The organism is Pseudoalteromonas sp. S16_S37 (genome assembly GCF_014694405.1).
GTDB lineage: Bacteria > Pseudomonadota > Gammaproteobacteria > Enterobacterales > Alteromonadaceae > Pseudoalteromonas.
In genome coordinates this window covers 1-286 of the sequence record NZ_JAAUWV010000237.1, presented here as the reverse complement: position 1 = coordinate 286, position 286 = coordinate 1, and the positions used below count along the sequence as shown (strand labels likewise).

Genomic DNA, 286 nt, shown 5'->3' with positions numbered 1-286 from the left:
AAGATACACCGATGGATTTAGTTAACCGTCAATTTGTCGCTGAGCAGCCTAATCAGCTTTGGGTTGCTGATATCACTTACGTCGCTACATGGAGTGGATTTGTTTACGTGGCCTTCGTAGTAGACGTATTTTCTCGATATATTGTGGGCTGGCGCGTATCAACAACGATGCACACAGGGCTTATTCTTGACGCGTTAGAACAAGCAATTTGGCATCGTGGTAAAACAGAAGGATTGATCCATCACAGCGACAGAGGGAGCCAATACTTGTCTATTAGATACAGTGA

The 286-nt window shown here is 44.4% G+C and carries 1 protein-coding gene; it reads left to right on the top strand.

Going from position 1 to position 286, the window contains the following annotated elements:
- Positions 1-286: DDE-type integrase/transposase/recombinase (locus tag HC733_RS23735; RefSeq protein WP_190367228.1), on the top strand; the 286-nt coding region annotated here is incomplete at both ends.